This window comes from Candidatus Nitrospira nitrosa (assembly GCF_001458735.1).
GTDB classification, from domain to species: domain Bacteria; phylum Nitrospirota; class Nitrospiria; order Nitrospirales; family Nitrospiraceae; genus Nitrospira_D; species Nitrospira_D nitrosa.
This window is the reverse complement of sequence record NZ_CZQA01000010.1, coordinates 39,953-58,248: the sequence shown is the minus strand read 5'-3', so window position 1 is coordinate 58,248 and position 18,296 is coordinate 39,953. Positions and strand designations below refer to the sequence as shown.

General features: G+C 52.3%; 19 protein-coding genes and 1 tRNA gene. 8 read left to right on the top strand and 12 right to left on the bottom strand.

Going from position 1 to position 18,296, the window contains the following annotated elements:
- The first annotated feature begins 54 nt into the window (after positions 1-54).
- From COMA1_RS14850 to COMA1_RS14835, 4 genes are all read left to right on the top strand, one after another.
- Positions 55-1,446 (top strand): sigma-54-dependent transcriptional regulator, encoded by a 1,392-nt coding sequence (locus COMA1_RS14850; protein ID WP_090749922.1) that lies wholly within the window; start codon positions 55-57, stop codon positions 1,444-1,446.
- Positions 1,447-1,623: 177 nt separating this feature from the next.
- A complete protein-coding gene (gene purM / locus COMA1_RS14845; RefSeq protein WP_090749920.1) occupies positions 1,624-2,661 on the top strand; it encodes a phosphoribosylformylglycinamidine cyclo-ligase in 1,038 nt (345 codons plus the stop codon).
- Positions 2,651-3,325, top strand: coding sequence for a phosphoribosylglycinamide formyltransferase (purN, locus tag COMA1_RS14840; protein WP_090749918.1), 675 nt, complete (start codon positions 2,651-2,653; stop codon positions 3,323-3,325). The genes purM and purN overlap by 11 nt, the downstream gene beginning before the upstream one ends.
- A 172-nt stretch (positions 3,326-3,497) precedes the next feature.
- Positions 3,498-3,815 carry a PilZ domain-containing protein gene (locus COMA1_RS14835; protein ID WP_090749916.1) on the top strand — a complete coding sequence of 106 codons (318 nt, stop codon included), beginning with the start codon at positions 3,498-3,500 and terminating at the stop codon, positions 3,813-3,815.
- A gap of 599 nt (positions 3,816-4,414) precedes the next feature.
- On the opposite strand, the gene COMA1_RS14830 is transcribed toward COMA1_RS14835, so the two are convergent.
- The 7 genes from COMA1_RS14830 to COMA1_RS14800 all read right to left on the bottom strand — a co-directional run bounded on the left by COMA1_RS14830 (position 4,415) and on the right by COMA1_RS14800 (position 12,054).
- Entirely contained in the window at positions 4,415-5,479 is a 1,065-nt protein-coding gene (locus COMA1_RS14830; RefSeq protein ID WP_090749913.1) for a hypothetical protein, read from the bottom strand.
- A gap of 1,221 nt (positions 5,480-6,700) precedes the next feature.
- Positions 6,701-6,776: transfer RNA gene (locus COMA1_RS14825), tRNA-Ala, on the bottom strand.
- A gap of 307 nt (positions 6,777-7,083) precedes the next feature.
- On the bottom strand, positions 7,084-7,410 hold the full coding sequence (locus tag COMA1_RS14820; protein ID WP_090749911.1) for an Hpt domain-containing protein: 327 nt from the start codon (positions 7,408-7,410) through the stop codon (positions 7,084-7,086).
- Positions 7,407-9,488, bottom strand: coding sequence for a response regulator (locus COMA1_RS14815; RefSeq protein ID WP_176698090.1), 2,082 nt, complete (start codon positions 9,486-9,488; stop codon positions 7,407-7,409). Before COMA1_RS14815 ends, COMA1_RS14820 begins: the two co-directional genes overlap by 4 nt.
- Positions 9,489-9,833: 345 nt before the next feature.
- A complete protein-coding gene (locus COMA1_RS14810; RefSeq protein ID WP_090749907.1) occupies positions 9,834-10,838 on the bottom strand; it encodes a GGDEF domain-containing response regulator in 1,005 nt (334 codons plus the stop codon).
- 47 nt (positions 10,839-10,885) lie between these two features.
- Complete coding sequence (locus COMA1_RS14805; RefSeq protein WP_090749905.1) at positions 10,886-11,524, bottom strand: response regulator; 639 nt, start codon at positions 11,522-11,524, stop codon at positions 10,886-10,888.
- Between the two features lie 83 nt (positions 11,525-11,607).
- The gene (locus COMA1_RS14800; RefSeq protein WP_090749903.1) at positions 11,608-12,054 is read right to left on the bottom strand and encodes a GatB/YqeY domain-containing protein; all 447 of its coding nucleotides are present in this window, start codon (positions 12,052-12,054) and stop codon (positions 11,608-11,610) included.
- 149 nt (positions 12,055-12,203) lie between these two features.
- Here COMA1_RS14800 and COMA1_RS14795 point away from each other — a divergent pair, with 149 nt between their 5' ends.
- Positions 12,204-12,425: a hypothetical protein gene (locus COMA1_RS14795; protein ID WP_090749902.1), complete on the top strand. Its 222-nt coding sequence runs from the start codon at positions 12,204-12,206 to the stop codon at positions 12,423-12,425.
- On the opposite strand, the gene COMA1_RS14790 is transcribed toward COMA1_RS14795, so the two are convergent.
- Positions 12,419-13,819 (bottom strand): MFS transporter, encoded by a 1,401-nt coding sequence (locus COMA1_RS14790; protein WP_090749900.1) that lies wholly within the window; start codon positions 13,817-13,819, stop codon positions 12,419-12,421. The genes COMA1_RS14795 and COMA1_RS14790 overlap by 7 nt on opposite strands.
- Before the next feature lie 108 nt (positions 13,820-13,927).
- Between COMA1_RS14790 and COMA1_RS14785 the strand changes: the two genes are divergently transcribed.
- Positions 13,928-14,575, top strand: a complete 648-nt coding sequence (locus COMA1_RS14785) for a hypothetical protein (RefSeq protein ID WP_090749898.1) — start codon at positions 13,928-13,930, stop codon at positions 14,573-14,575.
- A gap of 21 nt (positions 14,576-14,596) precedes the next feature.
- The gene (locus COMA1_RS14780; protein ID WP_090749895.1) at positions 14,597-14,881 is read left to right on the top strand and encodes a hypothetical protein; all 285 of its coding nucleotides are present in this window, start codon (positions 14,597-14,599) and stop codon (positions 14,879-14,881) included.
- Positions 14,882-14,943: 62 nt separating this feature from the next.
- Here the strand turns inward: COMA1_RS14780 and htpX are convergent, their stop codons facing one another.
- On the bottom strand, positions 14,944-15,858 hold the full coding sequence (gene htpX / locus COMA1_RS14775) for a protease HtpX (protein WP_090749893.1): 915 nt from the start codon (positions 15,856-15,858) through the stop codon (positions 14,944-14,946).
- A gap of 282 nt (positions 15,859-16,140) precedes the next feature.
- Between htpX and COMA1_RS14770 the strand changes: the two genes are divergently transcribed.
- Positions 16,141-17,196 (top strand): phytoene/squalene synthase family protein, encoded by a 1,056-nt coding sequence (locus COMA1_RS14770; RefSeq protein ID WP_218055401.1) that lies wholly within the window; start codon positions 16,141-16,143, stop codon positions 17,194-17,196.
- Between the two features lie 6 nt (positions 17,197-17,202).
- Here COMA1_RS14770 and COMA1_RS14765 read toward each other — a convergent pair whose 3' ends face one another.
- The 3 genes from COMA1_RS14765 to COMA1_RS14755 all read right to left on the bottom strand — a co-directional run bounded on the left by COMA1_RS14765 (position 17,203) and on the right by COMA1_RS14755 (position 18,287).
- Positions 17,203-17,430 carry a hypothetical protein gene (locus COMA1_RS14765; RefSeq protein WP_176698089.1) on the bottom strand — a complete coding sequence of 76 codons (228 nt, stop codon included), beginning with the start codon at positions 17,428-17,430 and terminating at the stop codon, positions 17,203-17,205.
- Between the two features lie 65 nt (positions 17,431-17,495).
- Positions 17,496-17,909, bottom strand: a complete 414-nt coding sequence (locus tag COMA1_RS14760; RefSeq protein WP_090749889.1) for a hypothetical protein — start codon at positions 17,907-17,909, stop codon at positions 17,496-17,498.
- A 24-nt stretch (positions 17,910-17,933) separates the two neighbouring features.
- The gene (locus tag COMA1_RS14755) at positions 17,934-18,287 is read right to left on the bottom strand and encodes a (2Fe-2S) ferredoxin domain-containing protein (RefSeq protein WP_090749887.1); all 354 of its coding nucleotides are present in this window, start codon (positions 18,285-18,287) and stop codon (positions 17,934-17,936) included.
- Positions 18,288-18,296: the final 9 nt, after the last annotated feature.

Genomic DNA, 18,296 nt, shown 5'->3' with positions numbered 1-18,296 from the left:
CAGCCGAAACGAGGAACGGTCGCCGACCGATTGTCGATGTTCTTGGAGGGGTAAATGTCAGCATCGATTTTGATCGTAGATGATGAGGAGGCCATTCGCACGTCTCTACGAAGTATTCTTGAAGATGAAGGATATGAGGTTGCTGTTGCAGCCAACGGGCTTGAAGCGCTGAAGATCTATGGAACGGATCCTCCGGACCTTATGATCCTGGATATTTGGATGCCGGAGATGGATGGTCTGGAAACTCTGCGGCGGGTGAAGGAGTTTGTGCCGACTACCCAGGTGATGATGATCTCTGGTCATGGGTCCATCGAAACGGCGGTGAAGGCGATTAAGCTGGGAGCCTATGACTATATTGAGAAGCCGCTGTCGCTGGAAAACGTCACGTTTCGCGTGAAACAAGCGTTGGAACAGTATCGCTTGGCTCAGGAGAATCGGGCCTTACGGAGTAAGGTCGAGCGGAAATTTGAGCTGGTCGGACAATCTCCGGTGATGCAACGGCTACGAGAGCTCATCGCAACAGCCGGTCCCACGAATAGTCGGGTTTTGATCGGGGGAGAGAACGGAACCGGAAAGGAGCTCGTCGCCAGAGCGATCCATCTCCATAGTCCGCGAGTGGATCATCCCTTTGTGGCGGTGAATTGCGCCGCCATTCCTGAGACATTAATCGAGAGCGAGCTGTTCGGCCACGAGAAGGGGTCCTTCACGGGTGCCATCTCCATGAAACGGGGACAATTCGAACAGGCGAACGGCGGCACGCTCTTTCTCGATGAAATCGGTGACATGAGCCTCAGTACGCAAGCCAAAGTCTTGCGAGCTCTGCAAGAGCAACAGTTTACGCGTGTTGGTGGAACGAAGTTGATGAAGGTGGACGTGCGGGTGTTGGCGGCATCCAATAAGGACTTAGAAAAGGAAATTGGTAAGGGGCAATTTCGAGAGGATTTGTACTACCGCCTCAATGTGGTCCCAATTGTGGTCCCGCCATTGCGAGAGCGGCGGGAAGATATTCCGGCGCTCGTCCAACACTTTATGAGGTTGCATGCCGAAGAACAAGGTCTGCGGATGAAGGATGTCTCTCCGGAAGCGATGGGCGTCTTCCAGCAATACGATTGGCCAGGGAATATCCGGGAACTTCGGAATTTGATCGAGCGGCTCATGATCATGGTGCCGGGATTTACGATTGAAGCCGCACAGGCCACGCTCTCATTACAGGGACGAACCACCGGAGTTGTCCCAACGAACACATCTTCGGCAACTCCGCTTCTGAGTAAGTCCTACGACTCGCTCCGTGATGCCCGGAACGCCTTTGAAAAAGAGTACATCAGCCGAAAATTGCGAGAACACCATTGGAATATCTCCCGCACGGCTGATGATCTCAAGATCGAACGGAGCCATCTTCACCGAAAGATCAAGCTATTGGATGTGGAGATGCGGCCGGAAGGGTAAGGAAGATCATTGTAGCTCCGTGGCGAATCGTGTGACCGATCGGTGGTTGTCCTCGTGAAAGAACCGTGGACGCTCATGTCCTGCGCATGCGTTGACCTCTGGTGTACCCTCCGATAAGATGCGGCTCCTAGTCGCTGCTGCCGTTCGAATTTCTGTAAACCTTGTGACGGTTTCATTATGACTACCTATCGCGATGCTGGTGTGGATATCGATGCGGGTGATGAATTCGTCGATCGTATCAAGCCGCTTGTTCGTTCGACGTTTCGCCCAGAAGTACTGACCGATTTAGGAGGTTTCGGTGGGCTTTTTGGCCTTCAAGCAAGCAAATACAAAGAGCCTGTCCTCGTCTCCGGAACGGATGGAGTTGGGACCAAACTCAAGATCGCTTTCATGATGGATAAGCACGATACCGTGGGCATCGATTTGGTTGCGATGTGTGTGAACGATATCGCTGTGAGTGGAGCGGAACCACTGTTCTTTTTGGACTACTTTGCGACCGGGAAGTTGTCTGTCTCGAAGGCTCAAGAAGTGGTCGCTGGTATCGCCGAAGGCTGCCGTCAGGCCGGTTGTGCATTGATCGGGGGAGAAACCGCCGAGATGCCGTCCTTTTACCCCGATGGGGAGTACGACCTGGCCGGATTCGCCGTAGGTGTCGTCGAAAAGTCAAAAATCGTCGATGGCAAAACGATCAGGCCTGGGGATATTGTTATTGGGTTGGCATCTTCGGGGTTACATAGCAACGGCTATTCGTTGGCGCGCCGGGTGTTGTTCGATCAGGGGAAATTGTCGATGGCCGATCGAGTGCCTGAACTTGATCGCCCTCTGGGCGACGTGCTGCTTGCACCGACGAGAATCTACGCGAAGCAGATTCTGTCTCTCATCCAGGACTTTCCGGTCAAAGGGATCGCACATATTACCGGAGGAGGGATTACCGAGAATCTTCCACGCGTATTTCCAAAGGGGGTACGGGCGAGGATTACGCGTACGACCTGGTCGGTGCCACCGATTTTTGACGTGATCAGCCGTTTGGGACAGATTGAACGTGAGGAGATGTACCGTGTGTTCAATATGGGCATCGGGTTGATTCTCGTCGTTCCACCTGAAGCCGTCTCCGGCGTGTTGGCTCGTGCCGCCGTACTGGGAGACCAAGGCTGGCAGATTGGCGAAATTCTGTCTTCCGCTGAGGAGGAAGCGGAGGTCGAGTATGTCGAATAGCCGAACGACCCCGTTGCGTGTGGCGGTTCTGGCATCCGGTCGGGGCTCCAATCTGCAAGCCATTATCGATGCAATCGAGGCGGGGCAAGTTCAGGCTCAAATCGTTGCCGTCCTTAGTAATAAAAGAGAGGCCGTTGCACTGGAGCGGGCTCGGAAACACGGACTCACTGATATTTTCGTCGACCCCAAACCATTTGCCGGACGGCCGGACAGTCGAGAAGCGTATGATCGTGCACTTCTAGAAATCCTTCAGCAACACGATGTTGAACTTGTCCTCCTCGCTGGTTATATGAAAATTGTGACAGCGGTTTTGGTCAATGCCTATGCCAACCGGATGATGAATATTCACCCCTCGCTGTTGCCGTCTTTCCCCGGATTGGATGTGCAGAAGAAGGCCATCGATTGGGGTTGCAAGTTGGCGGGTTGTACGGTGCATTTTGTCACAGAAGGGGTGGACGAAGGACCGATTATTATCCAAGCAGCGGTCCCGATCCTTGATGCTGATACCTCCGAAACTCTGGCCGCGAGAATCCTCCTACAGGAACACAAAATCTATCCTCGCGCCGTGCAACTCTTCGCCGAAGGTCGTCTCCAAGTCGACAGCCGTCGAGTGGTGATCGATGCAGCCAAGCCAGACGGCGAGGCGATCATCAGCGCGGTATAGTGCCCCCACAGAACGTCAGCACATATCATACTCACTTAGAGTCCAGTGATCGCCAAGTGTGCAGTCAGCACGGGCCTACCCTCTAACGGGGGGGGCTGGTTCCCAGGCCTTGCGCCTTGAACAAGCGCCTCTCTACAATAAGTCGCTCCTGTGTTGTTGAGGGTCTTTTCCCATGCCTTTTGCTCTCCGGTATCACTACCGCTTTCCGGTCTTCAGCCTCGTAAAGTATGAACGAGGGAATGGGATTGGCTACGGGTCCGTCACCAACCTGTCCTCACTTGGGTGGCGTATCTCAGGGTCCTTGCCGGTAGAGCAGGGGGATATGTGCACGCTTACGGTTAAACTGCCGACAAACCAGTGGGTGTCGGTTGCTCAGGGAATGGTGCGATGGGTGCGTGGGGAAGAATGTGGTATTGAAACCTTGGCGATGGACACCAGATCTCAAGCGAGACTCAATGACTATATCCAAGCCCGCCTCAAAGCTTTGTAGGATGTGAGGCTTCCAATCGAGGAATCATGGTTGTACAAGCTACAACCATCTCCAGGCCGTGGAAGGTTCTCAAGAGAGGAAGTCGTTGAGCGGGAATACCGGACGACTTTGGCCGGCTTAGACGTGGTCAATGAACCGACTGGCTGATTTGGTGGAGGGCAGGGGAGTTGAACATTATTTTGCCCCGACGATTCAGGTGCCCCTCCGGCCTACTAAGTCGAAGACTAAGGGGGCTACTCCATATAGACCTTCGTGTTTTTGACTCAAACCTTACTACAGTTTGCCAGATGGAATTTCCTATCAGTGGCTGTTCTAGAACCAAATAAAGAGGTGTGGGCCATAACTGAACCAATTTACTGTTTTCGCAACTCCAGCAAGATGAATTTTGAAGGACAAGCTTGACCGGGCCGTGCTGGCGAGCCTACTCTATCACGGACTGCAGCATAGCGAACTGTGTAAGCTCCGCGTGAAAAATGGCCTGACAGTTGGGGGCAGGTCATCAATTTTTGTACCCTGCTGATAATACTGAAAGCACCTTTCAGGTGATCTCTGATGAGTGTCAGATTGCGTGGTTGGAGAGGAGGTCTCATTGTTATGTATCATTGCTTTAGAAGCTTTTTTAAGTCAGTCTCTATAATTTTAGTTGATGCACTTTCAAATCCTTCCTTAAGAGACCCAGCCTCGGACAGTTTAATAGACACACCAAAGTTGCGGAAATCATAAGTGTGTATGGGGGTCGATCTGGCAAGCGATTTTCCAAGCGCTCGCTCATCTTTATTCACCCACTCAGATGGTTTGTTATCGCTACTTAATTTTCTATTCCATTGAACCTCGAAGTCCGCCTTTCCCTCATACTGATTGCCAATGAGACGCATGTCGGCCTTAGGGCCCTGGAGAGATACTGTCAAAACACTTTTCGTTTCTTCCCAATTAGTGAACGGAACTCGAATCCATGACAAATTCTTTGATTTGAGAGAGGAATACCGATAGTCTAGAAGCTCTATGCGATAGTTGGAATAACCATCTTTCTTACCTATCATAGGTGGAGCTGCTGTAATCTGAAGTACCGCAACAAAACCGACGAACGAGTTCTCAGGTATTTTATCTAGTCCAAAAGCGCTCTGGATTGTTTCCCATTTTCTTTGATACATCGCACCAGCATTGTAACCTCTTACTCGTCGAACGACGTCCTCAATAAAATCATGATTCAGAGATTCCAATTGCGTCGGTCGTTCAAACCATAAGAGTGTTCTCCACATGGATTCAAGAATTCCAGAATCTCTCTTAGGTGTTATGTACCGAAGAACGGTAATATAAGCAACTGGAATGATAGGGCCTCCCACCTCATTTAAGAGCACGTAGCCTTCTGGACCTTCACGGCGTATGCGCTTACCAAGACTAGCTTCTTCGAGTCTACCTGTACTGTCTTGAACATACTTACTTGCTTCCCATTTCAATGCGGCCCCGGCAGCTTTCACTGCCAATGAGGCGGCCGTGGAAAATGCAAAGTCGGGAAACTCCTCGTAAAGAGCATCTGAAAAGGGAGGCACTTCTAGAAGTCCAACATGGACCTTTTCATCAAGCCATGCAGTGTTGGAGCGATGTGTTGCAATGCAACCTGTCGCGAGCGCGCAGCAAACAATTAGAATCAATGCTTGTCGCATAATCTAATCCTAAAATTATAGGGTTAATGCATCGATGCTCGTTGGGATAGTGGATTGATTGAAGACCTTCAGGATGAAACCCAAGCTTCGATCTACATATCGAAATTTTCAGGTCTCACTGATTGCTCTCTGAGATGAAGCGACATCACACCTCTAATAATGATCCCGGTAGCTGTTTTCCTCGGTTCTGACGTGCGAGACGATCTATGCCCATTTGCCTTTCCGCTCCTGCTCAAACTGGTGCGTCTAAACAAATTGAGGAGTCAATTGTGATTCCCATCATTCACTACCTTTGAAGTGGGCGCATTTTAGGTGGTGTACCTGATCTGTGTCCAGCCCGTCATAAAGCCAGCCAATCATCGTTTTCGCCTTAAAAGGATCCGTGAAGCCGAAACAGACATCACGCGACCACGCAAATATAGTACTGGTTTCACACCGACCTGCCAACCAATACTAGGAGCAATCAGGTATGTCATACTTCTTAGAAAAAATACTATATTATGAATGCGGGCTAGGGGTTGGGTCGCATGTGAATGCCCACACCGGAAGACGCCCCAAATATCTACTCAGCGGACTCCTAACCTGCGGGATATGCGGGCGAAAATTTATCGTAATCACCCCTGATGGAGTATGGTTGTTCTGAGTGGAAGTACCGGGGATTGTCGGTCTGTCAAAACACAATCAAGGTTTCGCGTCTGCTGGTCGAGAAGGTACTGCTGGAAGCCATTCAACAAGACCTGTTCACCGAGGAAGGGTTCGCCGTCGTCAGACAATAAGTCGCCAGGCTCCTGGCCGAACGTCGCCGCCGCCAGGCACCAGAGCTCATCAACTCGAACGCACGCTTGCTACAAATCGAGCAGGAAATTGCTCACCTGATGGAAGCCATTAAGCAGGGGGTTATCACCACAAGCACCAAGGCGGAGCTCATGAAGCTTGAAGGAGAGCAGCAGCGACTTGAGACCGCTATGCGGCGTTCGCGATCAAAGGCTGACCGTGTGACGGACTTTCTGCCGGATACCATTGGGCGGTTTAAGACTGCCTTGAAGAATTTGATCACTGTGACTCAACACAGCGTGGATAAAGCGCGGGGCATTTTGTGGGACTTAATGGGTGCGCAGATAGTCTTGCACCCGACATCAGACGGAGCAAGCCGCTATCCGACCGCTCAGGTCTCTGGCGACTACGCAGGGTTATACCGGATGGTGACCGGTAAAATAATGTTGGTGGAGGGCAGGGGAGTTGAACCCCCGACCCCTACGTTGCGAACGTAGTGCTCTCCCAACTGAGCTAGCCCCCCACGCTTGGGATGTTGGGTTCACGACTCGTGGATCCCGCAGGGTTTGCCGCACACGATCGTACAGACTTGTTGCTGCGGTCGAAGAACGGGGAGGAATAGTGAGTCGCGCTTCCCGTGGGCGATATTATACACAACCTGTGGCCGAGACTCTAGCAGTACCTTTCAGAGTTGTTTTAAGAGATTTCTTGTTTCGAGGTACGCATCTCCATCATACCTGTGACTACACTCAAGATACCGATGCGCGGGATATGGTGATCTGCAGAGGTTGGGACTTGCAGTGACGGTCAGCAAGGATAGGATCGGTCTGTCATCGATAGAATACAGTGACTCGATTCAGAAAATCTTCTAGCTCAGCGATACAGTGTTCAATGGCGGAGAGGTCTTGCCGTTTTGCCGCGCTCTCCAACTTTGCTCCGGTTTGTGAAATTGCATCAAACCCATAGCCTCCGCCGTCGCCTTTCATGCGGTGGCCCAGTGTTTGAAGTGTGGCAAAATCTTGGGCTCCCACCGCGACGCGAAGCGTCTGCAGATCCTTTCTTCTATTTTCGAGGAAGATCGGCACAATATCTTCAAGGTCACGACTGATTCCCACATGTATGGGCGTGCGAGCGTTCTGGGATCCAGGAGGTGTCATGAGATGGCGTGCTCCTTATAGACATGAAGGATCTCTAGCAACGTCGATTTCTTGACGGGCTTGGTGACGTGGGTGTTGCACCCGGCCTCCAGAATGCGAATTCCTTCTTCTCGTAAGGCCAGTGCCGTCAGGGCAATAATTGGTGTTGAGGGGAGGTCGTGGTCTCGTTCCCATGTTCGGATCGCCATGGTTGCCGTATAGCCATCCATCACGGGCATCTGGATGTCCATCAAGATGAGATCGTAATGGGTGGTCTTGAATTTCTCGACGGCAATGCCACCATGGTCTGCGACATCCAGAAGATAGTCGGTCTTCTTCAGATAAGCCCGAATCAAGAGTTGGTTGTCAGGTGAATCCTCGACGAGAAGGACCTGAAAGGGTCTGGTTGAAGCACTCGACGATGTCTTCATCGTTTCAGGGGGTGTCGTTGGCGGAGAGATCCCCTTTTTCCGACTAAGCGCGATACTGATTGATTGAAGCAGGTCTGTACGTCGAATCGGTTTGACAAGGTAGCCGCCGAGGCCAAGGTCGTAGGTGCGGGCGATATCGTCAGCCCAATGGTTTGAGGTCATCATGACCACAGTGAGGTCTTTTCTATCGGAAGATTGATTGAGCTGTTCTACGACTTGAAACCCGTTCATCTCGGGCATTCGGCAATCAAGCAGCATAAGGTCATACTCCTGCCGATGCTCTCGTGTCCCGAGGAGTCTGGCTAAGGCAGCCTTCCCGCTTGAGGCATCCGTCACCTGAGCTCCCCAGGTGCGTAATGTTTCACGAAGGATCTGGCGATTTGTAGGATGGTCGTCCACGACGAAGATCTTCACTCCGGTAAGATCGATTCGCGGAGCGGTGTTCTGAATGAGGGGTTGTGGTTGAACCTGAAGCCGGAGGGAGCAGTGAAAGGTACTGCCTTCTCCTAGGGTGCTCTCCGCCCAGATCCGACCCTGCATTTGTTCTACGAGACGTTTGGTAATCGCAAGGCCAAGTCCTGTTCCGCCATACTGCCTGGTCGTTGATGCCTGGGCCTGTGTGAAACTTTCAAAAATGGCAGTGAGTTTATCGGCAGGGATTCCAATGCCTGTGTCAGTGACAGAAATTCGTATCGCACCGGCGGTAGTCCGATCTGGGTCGTTGATGATGCGAACTTCAACGTTCCCTGTCTCGGTAAATTTGATGGCATTGCCAATGAGATTCATCACGATTTGTGTCAGACGTGTTGGGTCGCCGAGTAAGTAACACGGAACCTGTCGGTCGATATGCGCCGTCAGCTCGAGGCCCTTTTCATTGGCTCGCAGGGCCAATATATCGATGGCTTTATCAAGTACCTCATTGAGGTCGAAGTCAATGGTCTCCAATTCGAGATGCCCCGCCTCAACTTTCGAGAGATCGAGGATATCGTTGATCAGGTTGAGCAGCGTCCCCCCCGCCCGTCTGAAAATACGCAGATACTTTCGTTGATCAGGGGTGAGAGGCGTCTCCCAGAGGAGGTCCGCCATCCCGATGATGGCATTCATTGGAGTTCGAATCTCATGACTCATGCTGGCGAGAAACTCGCTCTTGGCGCGATTGGCCACCTCGGCGACTTCTTTGGCGACACGAAGCACCTGCTCCGCGTGGTGTCGTTCGGTTGCTTCGAGGGCGAGCGTTGCCAGAGTCGCGAGCATGCAGCAGAGGTAGACGTCTTGTTGACTCCACTGTCGAGGTTTCCCTACAGATTCAGCGCAGAGTACTCCGACCAGCTTCCCCTTCCGCCTGATTGGTGCACTGAGTGTGGATTGAATCTTAAATCGAGCGAAGTAGACCTGAGCCAGGTCGCGGGTTCGTGGATCCTGCGAGGCCAGCTCTATCGCGATGGCGCGACGTTCACGGCGTAGTGAGCGAAGATAAGCAGGACAGTCGCTGTATTTGAGGATCAGTCCTGGATTAGAGTGTCCTTGTTTCGGGTCAGACAGGTCCAGAAATATGAGTTCACTCTGGTCTTCAGAAAGCAGCCAGGTACTCGTGCGCTTGACTCGAAGCAGCTTAGAACAGGTGTAAGAAATCGCCCGGAACGCTTGGACCAGGTCACCACTGCTCAAGGCCTCACTTTGTGCCAGTTTTTGGAACGTGTCCTGGTACTGTTTTAGAACAGCCGTTGTATTGCGTTTCGGTATCGGCTGCGACGAGCTGGGATTTGTAGATCTCCGTGAGGCGATGGCGTGTTTGGAAGTGGTCTGAGTAGGGCGAGGGGGCTTGGTCGATCTCAAAACCCGTTTAGAAGATGCTACCCGTGGATGTCGTGACATGAGCCCATAAATACTTCAGGGAATAGGGAGGCCCCGCTGGTCGCCGTATTCGTCTGTTCGAGAGACACGATCAATTCGACCGCCGCTGTCAGGTAATCCTGATCGCAGTGGGGCGACACATTACGAGCCAATCGTCGGCTACGTGCTCGGTGAATCTTGGACCAACGACAAAATGCTGGCCGACCTGGCTCTATTTCGTCCTTCCTGTTTGGCTTGATAGAGCGCCTGGTCTGCAGCCTTCACAAGATCGGTAGGCGAAGAGTGTCTGCTTGGGACCACACAGGCGTACCCGACGCTGATGGTCACGGGCTCCCCATCGGTTTGTTGAATGCCGAGGGCCTCAACGCGGCGGCGAAGGCTCTCCGCAACCTGTGCCGCACCGTCAATCCCGGTGCCGGGGAGTACCGTGACGAACTCATCTCCGCCGTAGCGAGCGACCAAATCGCCGGGACGATTCACGGCACTGGAAATAGCCGCGCAGACTTGCTTCAGACATTCGTCCCCAGCGGTATGTCCTTTGGAATCGTTGTAGGCTTTGAATCGATCGATATCGAACATGATCAGAGAAAGTGGGGTTGATTCACGCAACGCTCTTCGCCACTCCTGATCCAGGAAATCATCGAATTGGCGTCGGTTGGTGATGCCAGTCAACCCGTCCAAGCAGGAGAGCCGAAGCAACATTTGATTCGCTTCCTGAAGTTGGCGCATGACCTCAAGGAGCTCGTGCTCTCGTGCGCGGCGGCGGTCGATCTCGTGAACGAGTCGGAGTACCGAACGGACTCGCGTGAGGAGCTCGATTTTATTGATCGGTTTGGCGACATAGTCCATCGCCCCTGCGGCAAATGCTAGTTGAAGATCAACCGGATCCGTCTTCACGGTCACCATGATGACCGGAGTGTCGCGGAAACGGTCGACCGCCTTGATCTGGCGGCAGGCTTCAATGCCGTTCATTTGCGGCATCAGCATATCCATGAGAATAAGATCAACACGTGCGAGGCCTTGCTTCCCCCCATCCAGCCCGAGCTGTTTGAAGGCGGCAGCGGCGCAGTCAGTGGCAATGATATGCTCATAGCCTGCCGCAGATAAGATGGCCTGAAGCAGGAGACGATCATCCGGCGAATCATCAATGAGGAGGATGCTCATAGGTGCTCTGGTACTGAGAAAAATGCGAACTGAAAGAATCCTAACAGCTAGTCTTGGTAAACACCAGGATAAAGCTTTTTGAGGCAAGGTTGACAGATGCCATGGCTGAACTCGGCTTCTGAGTGTTCACCGATATACTCTTCAATTTGCTGCCAGAACCCTCCATCGTTACGAATTTTTTTGCATGAGGCACAGATGGGAATCAAGCCGCGTAGCACTTTGACTTCCCGTAAGGCCTGCTGCAGCTCTTCGTTCGTGCGGCGGAGCTCCGATTCACGCAACTTGCGGCAGTCCATTTCCTTCTTCAGTGTGATAGCGGAGGCCACTCGGGCGAGGAGCTCGACGCTTTTGACGGGCTTGTTGATATAGTCCATGGCTCCTGCAGCAAAGGCTTCATGCAGGTTCTCAAGGTCGTTCTTGGCCGTGACCATGATGATTGGAATGTCGTGAAGATGAGCCTGTTGTTTGATTCGTCGGCAAGCCTGCACCCCGTCGATTTCCGGCATGAGCACATCCATCAAGATCAAGTCGACGTCGGTTGCCGACTGTGTCCCATCCAGATTCAACATTGAAAAGGCTGTCTGGGCTGACTCTGCGCCGAGGATTTGATCGTGGCCTGCCTTGGTCAGGATGGATCGGAGGAGTGTATAGTGATCCGTTGAGTCATCGACGATGAGAATGGCCATAGCTCTTACTCTACGGCTGAAACCTGATGAAACTGAAGTTGAGATAGGATGTGATCAGTATATCAAACCACTTGCGTGATGGGTCAGGAGAGCTTGCGCTTCACGAGTTCGCTGACAAGTTTGCCGTCGACAGTCTGTCCCCCAAGGCGTGCCATGACGGCCTTCATCGCCGCTCCCAGGTCTTTTATCGAGCGAGATCCTGTATCGGCAATGACTGATGTGACGATGGTCTCAAGCTCTTCCGGTGAAAGCGGTTTTGGAAGGTAGGATTCAATGATCTCGATTTCTTGGCGCTCCTTGGCAGCCAATTCCTGACGCTGCGCCTTCTCAAACTGTTCAATCGACTCTCTACGTTGCTTGACGAGCGTGGTCATGACTCGACTCATCTCTGCGTCATCAAGATCGCGTTTCAGTTCGACCTCCTTATTCAACACCGCAGCTTTGATCATCCGGATCACATCCATGCGGAGCTGATCGCGCGATTTCATGGCGAACTTCAGGTCTTCGGTTAGGCGGTCATAGAGCGACATGAGGAGCCTCTTTGTGGTGAAATCGTATGTGGTGCGGAGCATACCTGCCTTGGTCGAGTGAGTCAACGAGCCGGATTCTCAACAGTATTCAGTGAAGAGAGGTGGTATGATGATGGGTAGATCGTAGATCATGGTCAAGGAGGATGAGGATGCTCCCAACAATCATGAAGAGGGTAAAAGGCAGGTATTGGGTAGTAGCGGTTGCAATTGGGATTGGAGTCGCAAGCGCGACCGGCTGCGCGACGGAGTCACTCAAGCCAGCACCGACAATGACACCGGAACAGGTCAAGAGTAACGCCGATAAATCGTTTGAACGCCTCAAACAAGAAGAGAAGAATCGCGCTGTTGGTTCCGAGGCTGTTTCTTACTGATTGAGACCGCTCGGACGACGCGAGAATTGTCGGAACGGTTTCAAGAACGGTAGTTCCCACAGCAGTCGGCTGTGGGCACGTTGTTCTACTTGGCGAGGCTCGTGAAACGTCCGGAGGAGCGTTGCTGAAACGATCAGGCGGAGCAGACCGGAGAGAAAGAAGATAAACGGAATATTGGAGACGGGTTCTAGCGTGAAGGTTCCAAGATAAAGCCTATTCGGTACTGTCTTGATCAAGAGGCTTCCCACTACGGTTCCCATGGCCCACCCGATGGCGTTGACGATACTTGAGATGGCGACTGCCTTGGCACGGTCCGCTTGATGTACCGCATCATAGACGTAGTTGTTCAATCCAAGTCCTAATCCTGCCCAGACCACCCCTCCGAAGAAATTGACGGTGACAAGAAAGAACCAGGCATTGCTGAATAGATAAAGCATTGGAAGGAAGGCAACGAGGAGTCCGGTAAAAGTGAGCAACGCTTTATTGCCGAAACGATCACCGAACTGTCCCCAACCTGGCAAAGTCAGAAATTGCCCCAGAATGCCTGCCGCGAGCCAGGTCCCATATTGCCAATGGGCTAGATGGAGATCCTGAATGAGGTAGAGGACGAAGAACGGACCGGCGATCAGCACTGCGGCGTGCATGCACCCTGAAAAGAGTAAAAAATGGAGAAAGTCATTGGAGACACCGGTGCGAAGAAAACTCAGAAAACCTGTTGGCGTACTACTGGGGGTATGTTGAGGGAACACGGTGATTGTTCGGAGCAGCAGGGCCGAGGCGCTCCGACAGAGTCCTGCCGTCAGAAAGATGATTGTGAAGCCTATCCATAGTAGGTCGTGTTTTTCAAAGAGGCTTAGCAAGGCCCCTGCTGAACAGAGCACCAGAAGGCTGGTGATGGCAACCACTCGAGATCGTTTGGCGAAGTACGCTCCCCGCTCATTGGGGTCCAGTAATTCGGTAATGAGACTGTTCCAGGCAGGGGAGGTGAAATGAGTGCAAGTGAAATACACGGCAACGCCTGTAATAAGAAGCCATGGCCCATGTTCCGGCCAGAGTAAGGGTAATACGAGGATGGGAATCCAGGCCACGGATTGGCCGATAATGCCCCAGTAGACTTGGGAGGCCTGGCTTGGGAACCAGTGCAAGACTTTGACGGAAATCAGCTGCGCCCAGGTGCCGAGAAGCTGAGGAATTGCCGAGAGGATACTTAATTGAAATGCTGTTGCGGAAAAGAGAAGGGCGAAGGCTGAAAGATAGTGTTCACCGCCTCCTTGGGCGACGGCTTGGAACATTCCGTCACGGATGCCGAAGCGTCGTCCGGATTCATGTGGGTCTAAGGCTGTAGGATGCGGTCGTTCGGAGGAATGCGAGGAGGGCACGGGCTGTTCAGTCATGCGATACTACTGTAGGCACTCTACCATACCTCGGACCTAGTACAAGGTTTCATCGCGGATTGCCGTATGGAATTGACCCCTAGGGTCGAGGTCAGTACGATAATCTCTATGATTTCTGATGCCGTTGTCAGGCGATTGCCGAAGGGCTCTATGATGGCACTTATGCTGTCCATCACGCTTTGCTGTACTCAGGCAGGCGAGGCGAAGGACCTCCTCCCACCGAAGGAACAGGAATTGACCGAGGTTGGATCAACTCAGAGTCCATCATTTGACTATCAGGAGATCGGGATCCCGCAGTCGCTTTTTACCTGGATTAAAATGGCCAGAGCATTTGATGTTGAATGGGATACATTTGGGAGAAAAGGATGGTATACGCAAGATCCACGAATCAAGCCTGTCGAACCTCGATCTGTCTTCACGCCGGAGATCCCTGCCATTTATATCGTGTTTGAAGTGGCCCCCCTGGAAGACCCGACCCAATTCGGAGTGCAATGGTATCGAGAGGAACCAAACAGTCAAATGGGTGAGAGGCTGTTGGGCAAGGATGTCTTGGAAGTACCTGGCCATGAACGGTATGGATATCTGGAGATCACACGATCAGGCGATCGGTGGATGGTGGGCAACTACCTTGCCAAGATTTATATCGCGCCGATTGGGCAACAACCGTTTCATGCTGTGAATCAGGTCGGTATGATGCGCTTTACGATCAAGGATAGTACGTCCACCCTGTCGCAGGATGAGAAGTCGGCGAGGTAACTTCAAGAAGAAAGGAGACTCATGGGGGATCGTGTCAGGATTACCGACCCTGAAAAGTTGAGCTTGCTGTATGAGCGGTTTCGAGAGGTGTGCTTGGTTGAAAAAGAAGTCTGGAAGGAAATCTTTATGCCTCGCGATATATCGCAGGGGCCGGTTCGTACGAATATCCAAGATCGTTATGAAGTCGAGATTGATGAACCCCAGATTGAAGCCGCGCTTGATGACAATATCGTACTGGGATCGATTGCCTTGGGGGCGGCGATCCAGGAGTACCGTGAACACATCCTGTTCTATCGGAATAGGTGACGCCCGCCAGGTTTGGCGGGCGTCAGGGGCGAACCGCGTCCGGGTTGCTTCCTTTACAACTCCTACAACTGCTCGAGTGCCGCAATACGCGCATCGATAGGTGGATGCGTTGCGAACAGATGCATGAAGCCTGAAGAGTTTCCTGCGATCTTCATGGTGGCCAAGGCGTCTTGATTCGAGTATTCAAATTGTGCACGGTTGACCCAGCGGTCGATGCCACGGAGGGCATTGATCATCGCATCTTTTCCGTAGACCTTCGCTGAGAAGGCATCCGCGGCAAACTCGCGACGGCGGGAGTGCCAACCAATGACAATTGATGCAAGAATCGTCAGCACCACCTGTAGGAAGAAATACACGATCATCGCCAAGAACGGATTACCTGCAGATCCCTCCTCACGATCTTGATTGGGTTGTGCAATCAGGTGGGAGATAAAGTTACTGATGTAATACACGAAGGTATTCATTAGGCCGGCGAGAACCGTTGTCGCAAACATATCACCGTTATAGACATGCCCCATTTCGTGGGCGAGCACGGCCTTGACTTCCTCTTCCTTCAAGTTTTGTAGAAGGCCGGTGGATACAGCGACCATTGAATTGTTCTTGCTTGGACCGGTCGCAAACGCATTGGGGTCAGGCGAGTCATACACCCAGACTTCCGGCATCGTAATATGAAGCCGCTGGGCAATCTCTTGCACCGATCCATAGATGACGTGCTCAGCGTGTGATCGGGGTTGGGTGATCTGCTGACAATCCAGCATGGCACGGGCCATTTGCTTGGAGAACGCCAAGCTGATGAATGCCCCGCCGAATCCAATGACCAAGGAGAATACCAACAGTTGCTGGTTGAATACTCCACGGACATCAATTCCAAATGCCGGTAGTACGGCGTTGATCAATAGATTGGCCGTGAATGACAGTGTGATGAAGATGAGAAAGTTTGTAATCAGGAACAGGCCAATACCTTTAAGCCACTTCATGGATATCCTCCTTCGCGATAAGCTTTCGCCTATGCAGTCATTTCAAAACCTGAACATGGAACAGCCAACATTATACACAAACCATTTTATAGAGTCGCAGTATTCAAAGGCCGTTACTTTTAACAAATAAGAATGTCGTGATGAAAGTCAAGGTGCTGGAAGTCAATGAAAGTACAATGGAAAGTTGACCCTTTCCGGTGGTTCCTGTTAGAAATCTCTCATGATGTTCACTCAAAGGTCTTTTGGGCTCACCGGCATGGAAGGCATACTAGGAATCACGTGATGGCTCACCCCTTGGCGATCGACTCGTCCAGCAAGGAAACGTTGCTCAGTGACCTTCTGAAACAGGTCTCACGCTTGTTTTACACGACGTTAGTAGTGGTGCCCGCGAATGTACGTGATCAGGTGGGGCTCGCGTATCTCTTTGCCCGGGCAGCCGATACGATTGCAGATACCGAACTCATCGATCGACCGCGTCGGCTCGGGTTTCTTCACCGCCTCAGGGAGCAGTTTGTCGGCGAACAGATTGACTGGGGACAGATCCGGTCTATCCAACAGGCCGTTGGCTCTGTGCAACAAGATTCAGCGGAACGAATTCTGTTGGAACGGCTGGATGAGTGTTTCGAAATATTTCAGGTCTGTTCATTGGACGATCAACATCGGATTCGGCGCGTGATGGTCACCCTGACGCAGGGCATGGAAATGGACCTGAATACCTTTCCAGGTGCCGGCCCTGGCGACCTGACTGCGCTCAAGACCGTTGATGACCTCGATCGCTACACCTACTCCGTGGCCGGTTGTGTCGGTGAATTTTGGACGGTGTTGATGTGCGCCCATCGCAAAGCCCTTGCCGACTGGGATGTGCAACAGATGTCTGAGCAAGGGGTGCGATTTGGGAAGGGGCTGCAGTTGACGAACATCGTCAAAGATATCGCCCATGATCTTCAGAAGGGTCGATGTTACATTCCCGAAACGATGCTGACCGAAGTTGGACTCAAGCCGCAGGACTTACTCGCTCAGAAGTGTTTGCCTCAATTGCGGTCCGTCCTGAACAAATTGATTCGCATGGCGGTAGAGCATCTCGATCAGGGCTGGGCCTATACGATGATGATACCACGCCATGAAACACGGTTACGGCTGGCCTGTATGTGGCCGATCCTATCCGCCGGAGAATCGCTTAAGCTCGTTATGAACTCTCCCGATCTCTTGAATCCCGGTGTGAAAGTCAAAATTCCCCGCAGTAAGGTTTATCAAATCATGGCTATGACAACCGGCACCATCGCCTGTGGGTATGCTGGAACAGCTTACTGGGGACATTTGCGGAAACAGCTTGTGTGATTCCGTCTACTTCTTTTGCGGCTCCAGCAGCTTGTCACCTTTTTTAAAAACGGCGTAGATGGCCTGGGATGGGCACGCATCAAGGCACAATCGGCAGCTTTCGAGGCAACGTGAGGGATCAAACTTGTAGGGCGGTGTCGAAAGCCAGGCGCTGGTCGGGCAAATCGGGACACAGACGGCCTGGTGAGTGCAGCGGTCCGGATGCCTGACGAGATGATCACGAATAACCAACATGGGCTTCACTCCTTCAAAGAGACCTTGCGAGAAGATCTCAAACATATTTTTGTTTGGCAGACTGCTCACTTCCATTCCTTGACAAGTTCTTTAAGTCGATCTTTCAGCTCAGGAATCTGTTCCGCATTATTGTGAATCGCGCCTAAAATCTTTTCCATTCTTGCGGACTTCAATGCATCTTTGTCTTTCTTCACCAGCCGATCATACTCCGCATAGGCGGCGGGATGCGACGGCTCCAGCTGCGCCCGCGCGTCAACAAGAGCTTGTCCGAGTGCCCAAGGTTCCGGCGCAAGTGGGGGAGCGATGGTGTAGGTTGCGTCGGTAAAGACGACGACCGCCGCGCCGGGTTTACCAGTCAGCGGAACCACTGACCGGACTGTCTTGCCTTCACAGGATTGCCAATCGAGCAGGAGTCCAGGAAACCGTTGCGTGAAGGCCACCTTCTCCATGTTGGCCTTCCATTTGTCTTCAGTGGACATGTGGTGGGTTATTTGATTACAGCGCTAACTCGTCTTGAGCGGCGGCAGCGAGTTCGGAGCTGGGTGATCTGGCATGAGCAATCGCGTGACGATCTCGCCCTTTAGGATATGCCGTTCCATGATCTCGGTGACGTCGGCTTCTGTTCCGACCCAATACCAGACCCCTTCGGGGTAGACCACCAGGCTGGGACCCAGTTCACAATGGTCAAGACAGCCGGCCTTGTTGGCCCGAACAAGACCTTTGAGATTGAGTCGCTTGGTTTCGCTTTTGAAATGGGCGTGAAGCTTTTCAGATCCTAAGTTGGCGCAGCAACCTCGGGGGTCATCCTTAGGACGCTGGTTGGTGCATACGAAAATATGTCTCTGAAATGGTGGCATAGACGTGAT

Excerpts from the sequence above, each read along its gene's own strand:
- COMA1_RS14780 (WP_090749895.1), top strand. The coding sequence starts at position 14,597 with ATGGGGGATCGTGTCAGGATTACCGACCCTGAAAAGTTGAGCTTGCTG.
- COMA1_RS14835 (WP_090749916.1), top strand. The coding sequence starts at position 3,498 with ATGCCTTTTGCTCTCCGGTATCACTACCGCTTTCCGGTCTTCAGCCTC.
- COMA1_RS14755 (WP_090749887.1), bottom strand. The coding sequence starts at position 18,287 with ATGCCACCATTTCAGAGACATATTTTCGTATGCACCAACCAGCGTCCT.
- COMA1_RS14850 (WP_090749922.1), top strand. The coding sequence starts at position 55 with ATGTCAGCATCGATTTTGATCGTAGATGATGAGGAGGCCATTCGCACG.
- COMA1_RS14795 (WP_090749902.1), top strand. The coding sequence starts at position 12,204 with ATGCTCCCAACAATCATGAAGAGGGTAAAAGGCAGGTATTGGGTAGTA.
- COMA1_RS14800 (WP_090749903.1), bottom strand. The coding sequence starts at position 12,054 with ATGTCGCTCTATGACCGCCTAACCGAAGACCTGAAGTTCGCCATGAAA.
- COMA1_RS14830 (WP_090749913.1), bottom strand. The coding sequence starts at position 5,479 with ATGCGACAAGCATTGATTCTAATTGTTTGCTGCGCGCTCGCGACAGGT.
- purN (WP_090749918.1), top strand. The coding sequence starts at position 2,651 with ATGTCGAATAGCCGAACGACCCCGTTGCGTGTGGCGGTTCTGGCATCC.
- COMA1_RS14760 (WP_090749889.1), bottom strand. The coding sequence starts at position 17,909 with ATGTCCACTGAAGACAAATGGAAGGCCAACATGGAGAAGGTGGCCTTC.
- COMA1_RS14805 (WP_090749905.1), bottom strand. The coding sequence starts at position 11,524 with ATGGCCATTCTCATCGTCGATGACTCAACGGATCACTATACACTCCTC.
- COMA1_RS14765 (WP_176698089.1), bottom strand. The coding sequence starts at position 17,430 with ATGTTGGTTATTCGTGATCATCTCGTCAGGCATCCGGACCGCTGCACT.
- COMA1_RS14790 (WP_090749900.1), bottom strand. The coding sequence starts at position 13,819 with ATGACTGAACAGCCCGTGCCCTCCTCGCATTCCTCCGAACGACCGCAT.
- COMA1_RS14820 (WP_090749911.1), bottom strand. The coding sequence starts at position 7,410 with ATGACACCTCCTGGATCCCAGAACGCTCGCACGCCCATACATGTGGGA.
- COMA1_RS14810 (WP_090749907.1), bottom strand. The coding sequence starts at position 10,838 with ATGAGCATCCTCCTCATTGATGATTCGCCGGATGATCGTCTCCTGCTT.
- COMA1_RS14770 (WP_218055401.1), top strand. The coding sequence starts at position 16,141 with ATGGCTCACCCCTTGGCGATCGACTCGTCCAGCAAGGAAACGTTGCTC.
- COMA1_RS14785 (WP_090749898.1), top strand. The coding sequence starts at position 13,928 with ATGATTTCTGATGCCGTTGTCAGGCGATTGCCGAAGGGCTCTATGATG.
- purM (WP_090749920.1), top strand. The coding sequence starts at position 1,624 with ATGACTACCTATCGCGATGCTGGTGTGGATATCGATGCGGGTGATGAA.
- htpX (WP_090749893.1), bottom strand. The coding sequence starts at position 15,858 with ATGAAGTGGCTTAAAGGTATTGGCCTGTTCCTGATTACAAACTTTCTC.